The 5,925-nt window shown below is 36.5% G+C and carries 7 protein-coding genes; 3 read left to right on the top strand and 4 right to left on the bottom strand.

The features are described 5' to 3' along the window. Positions 1-447, top strand: a 447-nt coding sequence (locus B0E34_RS20620) for a transposase (RefSeq protein ID WP_165763043.1), incomplete at its 5' end; no start/stop codon positions are given. On the opposite strand, the gene B0E34_RS20615 is transcribed toward B0E34_RS20620, so the two are convergent. Next, a complete protein-coding gene (locus B0E34_RS20615) occupies positions 427-885 on the bottom strand; it encodes a hypothetical protein (RefSeq protein ID WP_087712434.1) in 459 nt (152 codons plus the stop codon). The two genes, B0E34_RS20620 and B0E34_RS20615, sit on opposite strands and share 21 nt — an antisense overlap. Before the next feature lie 13 nt (positions 886-898). Between B0E34_RS20615 and B0E34_RS20610 the strand changes: the two genes are divergently transcribed. Beyond that, positions 899-1,249, top strand: coding sequence for a hypothetical protein (locus tag B0E34_RS20610; RefSeq protein ID WP_087712433.1), 351 nt, complete (start codon positions 899-901; stop codon positions 1,247-1,249). 572 nt (positions 1,250-1,821) lie between these two features. Beyond that, positions 1,822-2,061 (top strand): hypothetical protein, encoded by a 240-nt coding sequence (locus B0E34_RS20605; protein WP_087712432.1) that lies wholly within the window; start codon positions 1,822-1,824, stop codon positions 2,059-2,061. Positions 2,062-2,180: 119 nt separating this feature from the next. On the opposite strand, the gene B0E34_RS20600 is transcribed toward B0E34_RS20605, so the two are convergent. The 3 genes from B0E34_RS20600 to B0E34_RS20590 all read right to left on the bottom strand — a co-directional run. Further along, positions 2,181-3,074, bottom strand: coding sequence for a tyrosine-type recombinase/integrase (locus B0E34_RS20600; RefSeq protein ID WP_087712431.1), 894 nt, complete (start codon positions 3,072-3,074; stop codon positions 2,181-2,183). 10 nt (positions 3,075-3,084) lie between these two features. Then, positions 3,085-4,044 (bottom strand): tyrosine-type recombinase/integrase, encoded by a 960-nt coding sequence (locus tag B0E34_RS20595; RefSeq protein ID WP_087712430.1) that lies wholly within the window; start codon positions 4,042-4,044, stop codon positions 3,085-3,087. A gap of 116 nt (positions 4,045-4,160) precedes the next feature. Beyond that, the coding region (locus B0E34_RS20590; RefSeq protein WP_106408108.1) for an MTBMA_p00010-related P-loop-containing protein at positions 4,161-5,925 on the bottom strand (1,765 nt) is incomplete at its 5' end.

Raw genomic sequence — 5,925 nt, 5'->3', positions numbered from 1 at the left:
TACATTCATATTTTTGAAAACGGAGATACCCGAAAACAACTTCTGGCAAGAAGCCGGTATTTACTTTACAAAAGCAGGGAAAAATGGACAGAAAATCAAAGTAAACGGGTAAAGATCCTGTTTAGAGAATATCCCGATTTAGAAAAAATCTACCATTTATCGGATAGTTTAAGAAAAATATACAATCAAAATATAACAAAATCCGTTGCCATGTTGAAGTTGGCTCATTGGTTTAAGGATGTTGAAGAGTCGGGTTTTAAATCATTTTCTACACTAAAGAATACCATTATAAATCATTACAACGATATTCTCAATTATTTTGAAGCAAGAAGCACCAATGCTGCTGCGGAATCTTTTAATGCGAAAATTAAAAACTTCAGACTACAACTTCGAGGGGTAAAAGACAGAACTTTCTTTCTATTCAGATTAACTAAACTTTTTGCATAGCCCCCAAGTTTTGCGATTGATCCAGTTAAACTCTTGAGCAGTCATTCTATACGCAGGAATCACTCTATAATAATTTCCCTCAATCGGAGCTGGAATTAATCCTTGCGCAGGTAGAAGAGCTGCATTTATTCTAAATAAAGTCGTTTTATCGGTGGCATTTGGTACATTTGGAGGTATTGCATTTCCTATTCCTAATGTTGTTGACAACCCTTCTAAAGAAGATGGATATACATATTCTGTTCCTATTTTGCCACCAATGTCAAGAGGTCGGATTCCTAAAGTAAATCTATTTTGACCTAACACAGGAATATTTCCAACTGCCAACATGTTTCGATATAGATATAAAGGGTTATTTTGGGGGTCACCGGTCGTTGTTATTGGTATATCTGTAGGTACATCAAATTGTCTTGTCCAGTTAAATTCTGGCTCTCCAATCATTGTAGGCACAAATATGGCTCCTGCTGTAAGATCAGCCGTAGAAAACAAACCCGTTCCAGCACCTCTTAAACTGGCAGAAATAGACCCTTCAGCAACTCCTTCCGGAATGAAAGCAATATCTATTACGGTTGCTTTTACGTTATGTCCTGATGCAGTACTTTTCTTTCCTCCAAAAAGGTTACTGAAGAAATTCCCAATTCTTTGTATAAGATTAGGACCGGTGTTTTTAGGGGTAGAATCCGTAGTGCTACTTCCTCCACCGCCTGCAACACCAACTTCATTTTTCCCTCGCGCGAGGGCTCATTTTCCTTCGCCTGAACTTTACTTTTTTGAACGCCTCTCTGTTCAGCGGTTTCAAAAATAGGGATTTAAAATGAACAAAAAAATGGGGTTTTCCCTATTTTTTATTTCAATTGAAAAAATCCTATATTTTTAGAATAAAATATACCATTTATATACTCTTCAAAAAATGATGTAATAAAAACGGTTTTTAAACCATATAATTATTAAAGTATTGCTTTATGTATCCGTGTTTCAGCTTGTAATAAAACAAGCATGCAACTATATTTGCAAGACAATGAATGAGTCAGTACTTTTTCTCGGAATGCTTTTCTTAGTTATTCTAGCAATGATAAGTTTTGTCATTGTTTCTAAAAACGCAGGAAAGTAAAAAAGTGATTGCAAATAATAGTACACAATCACTTTCAATTAACTTAATTTTTATAGTCCGCTGGTCAGAGCGGACTATTTTATTTGATACAAATATATATCTTTTTAGATTTGTTTTGTGGTTCAGGTGGTTTTGTTGTTGGTGCTGCCCAAAATGTGGACTTGTGGAAAAAACTGAGTCGGGATTCAGCTTTGGATTTTTTCCATAAATCCACATTCTTTTTATGACAAATATTTCTTGTTGTCGGTGTTGTAAAATGTTAAAATGTGGGTAAAATAGTTGATGGTTTCAGCTTCGGCTTTATCCACATTTTAATATTTTTATTGCTAATCCACCGTGTCATTTCAATCAAAGACGTAAAGAGCGTTGGCGCATTTTTCCTTATTCAGGGTGGGACGTGTAGACAAAAAAGGTATTTTTCAGCTCCGGGAAAGATTCGGGGAAGCGGTTGGGAAGCGATGGAAGCGGAGTGGTTTCCACGAAGCGTAGGAAAGCATTTTGCATAATCTCAAATTATAGGCAATGAGGGATTTGCCAGTAACGAAGCTTGCCGGAGTGGAAGACAACGTTTAGCGGCTGCTTTGCGTATAATTTTGATTATGTAATTTGCTGCGGCGTTTTGGGTTTATTGTATCGGATGAAAAGTATTGATGGCGTTTTTCAGTATTTCCAGTTCGGTCTGTTTGTACTGTATGGTTGTGGAAGCCCTGTTGTGTCCTGCAAAAACCTGAACGATTCTTGTATCGTTTTCTTTTTTTAAAAGATGGGCAATCACGCTCTGGCGGATTTTTACAGGCTTCAGCATTTCTTCCGGTTTTCTTCCTTTATTAATCATCCGGTTTAAAGCATTCGGTTTTACTTCTTCCTGTAATCTTCCTGTAATCAGTTTTTCAGGCTCTGATCCTTCCGCAGAATCTCTTTTTAAATATTTCGTCAGCTCAGGATAATCTTCTTTAAGGTAATGGTAAAATAAGAGGATCTGACAGGCTTTTAACGGAAGTGTTCTTGTTTTTTTTCTGTGTCCGGATTTAATGTAGATTTCTGCTTTTTCCAGATTGATATCTTCGATATTCAGGTTGCAGATTTCCGCCACTGTTAAGGCTTGGTATACCAATAAGCTTATAATCACTTCGTTTCTTTTTTTGAGTTTTCCATCAGGATCTTTCCGTATTTTTTCCAGATAGTTCTCTAATGTTTCTTCGCTGTATAAACGGTCTACTTTTATCTGCTTGCTGATCTTGTCTTTTAAATACAGCTCCCTGCACGGATGATCGTTCCGAAGTCCGGTTTCCAATAGGTAATTGTAATAAATCTTTACTTCAGACAAATAGCGTTTAACAGATTCCGGAGTGTAGTTTTCATTCTTCCGGAGATGGGCGATGAACTGTAAAATATCTTTGTACTGCGCAGTTGTTGCTTTTCTTCCGATGTACTCTAAATATTTACCAATCATGTAGCCATGAACTTTATAAGATCTTCTGCTGTATTTTTCCTGTAAATATTGCTCAAGAGTTTTCATTTTTAAATGATCACATTTTCAAATTATCTAATTGCTGTCGATTAATGTGGGTATAGATTTCTGTGGTTTCAATATGGTCGTGTCCCAAAAAGTACTGGATCTGCTCAAGCTTCATTCCGTTTTCTAAAAGATGGGTGGCGATGGAGTGCCGAAGGGTATGGATTCCTATTTTGCGCAATTGCTGTGTTGTTAATTTCTTTCCAAATTCTGTTTTCTGAAGAAGCCTTTTTAAAACTCTCACAAAACTTCCGGATTGCATTCTGCGGTTTTCCGTGTTGTAAAACAGATGTCGGTTGTTCGTTGGTCGTTGTTGGTTTTGCCTCTGTAAAGTCAGCGAATCTCTTTCATCGATTTCAATTGAAAAAATAAACTCCTGTAATTCTTCTTTCACTTTTTCAGTAATGGGGATCATTCGCCTTTTATTGTTTTTCCCTTTTTCCACAATCACTGCATTTTCCTGAAGATGGATATCTTCTCTGTTGATTTTTACCAGTTCTCCGGCTCTCAGTCCGCATCCGTAGGCTAAATGTAAAATGGCTTTTTCCTGTAGGTTTTCGGCTGCTTTGTAAAGTTCTCCGATTTGTTCCTGAGTAAAAATAATCCGCTCTCTTTTTTCGGTTTCCGTTGAAAAGATAAAAGCCGATGCCGGACTTTTCAGAAGGGTTCCTGTTTCTGTTAAATAGCTGAAGTATTTCTGGATCATCCGCATTCTTCCCTGTACGTTTTCTTTCGTGAGCAATGCTCCTGTGATGCCATTTCTTTTTTGCTGTAAGGCGGTGTAATATCCTGCGATATCTTTGGTCTGTATTTCTTCTAAAGCAAAGATCTTATTTTCTTCCAGATGCTTAAAGAATGCTTTTAAATAAAGATATTTCTCTTTTACCGTTAAAGGGCTGTAGCCTAAGATTTCTAAATGGATTTTATAGTTTAATACTTCCTGCTCATAAACTTTTGTGTAGAGTGTTGCCATGTATGACTGTTTTGCTTACTCGATATTTTTTATTGTGGAACGCCAGAGTGATTTTAAATTATAAATGATATATTTTAAATGAGTTACACTGTCGTACTTTATTATTTAGCGTTCCGTTAGTGTTCCTTTTGTGTTCCATTGGCGTTCTTCAACTGTCGGATTTGATTCTGCAAAAACTCTTTGATTTCGGTTCTTAGTTTTTGGTGATTATCCCAATAGCTGATTTTGTATTTTATTCCTTTGTTGGCAAAACCTCCGGTCTGTTTAATGTAATCTAATTCTAAAAGGGTTTGTATATGTCTAAACATCTGTGTTTTACTGATATTGAACTCCTGTCTTATATCTCTTAAAATAAATTCCTGATGTTCATTTTTTACATACTTTTTTAATCTTTCAAAGAACTGCCGTAAACTTCCGTCTAACTCATCCACTTTTAAAACAATACTTTCAAACAGTACTTCTGTAGCCTGTTCGATATCTTCAATTTCTGTTATCAGATAACCGTTTTTAACTTCTCTCTGATATTGATTAATAAAAGTAACCTGCTTTATTACCGCCTGATACATTTCGTTTAAACGTCTTATTTTATGGACTTTTTCAGGAAGATTCAGTTTGGTAGCAAATGGATTAATGACCTCGTAATGCTTTAAATTTCTTACGATTTTCTGGACGAAGTTCGTCGCCCAATTTTGTTCGTTGCGGTCGATTTCTCCTGCGTTCCTTTGGTTTTGATAGTGGATAATTCTTTGTGTCTGTTCCTTGCTTTCATCGACTGCCAGTAAAAAACTTCGGCTCATATTATCCTCATACGTTTCGCCTTTTGTTGTTGCACTTAAACTGCTGAACTGTCCTTTTACAATCTTATGGGAAGATTTATTATTTCCTTTTTTGTCTTTGATGGTAACTGAACTTCTCAGAACCTGATTCGAGATAAATTCTCTCAGCGCATACAGCACATCTTCTTTTAATCCGTCCAGATCTTCAATGATGATGATCTTTTGGAATAAATCGAACTCGCCCCAATTGTATAAACTGGATTCTGTAATTCTTGTAAATCTAAGAACATCTTCCTGTGGCATTAAATCCGCAATCCTGCTTATAATATGCGTCTTTCCGCTTCCTGAGCTTCCCTGTACAATTCCGTGCAAAGGACTTTTATTTAAATAGCTGATCGTAATTAAAAATAAAAGCAGTCTGGACTGTTCTTCGCCGATGATTCCCGCTTTTTCTATGAGCTGATTTAGATTTTTTAGTAGATCCTTTTGCTGTAAAAAGTCGGTTGCTGTTTTGGGTTGATCGTTGTTGGTTTTTAGAGATTCTTCCTTCGTCAGAATGACAGTGCGCGTGTCGTTCTGCGTAATTTGGGAGTCTCTTTTTTCAGATGAAAATAAAATCTTCCTTTCTTCCAAAAGCTGGGTGAAAATACTTTCATCGTGCAGTTGCAGTGTTTCGTTAACATCTTTGCAGGGTAATTCTACGGTAGAGATTTTAAGTTTCGGATCATTCTTAATAAATTCTTTGGAGTACTTTTCAACCGCCTTTTTTCCCGCTTCATCGTTATCAAAACAAAAGATAATTTCTTTAGATTCTTCGCTTTGCTCAGAATGACACCATTCCTGTATTGCCTGTGAAATTTCTTCATTCAATCCGTTCGTTCCAAAACAAGCAATTAGCGAATAGCTATTGGCAATTGGCTGTATCTGAAGTAAAGTTGCACAATCGATAATAGCCTCCGTAAGAATGAGTTTTTGGGTTTCTTTTTTCGGATATCCGGGATAAATTCCGGAACGGTTCTTCAGGTAAGAATGTTTCGCTATTGAGCCGTCCAACGAAGGATCATCATACAATGCAGAGCGGAAGTATAATCCTGTGATCCGGTGT

This window comes from Chryseobacterium mucoviscidosis, assembly GCF_002177115.1.
Taxonomy (GTDB): domain Bacteria; phylum Bacteroidota; class Bacteroidia; order Flavobacteriales; family Weeksellaceae; genus Chryseobacterium; species Chryseobacterium mucoviscidosis.
This window is presented reverse-complemented; position numbering and strand designations above follow the sequence as displayed.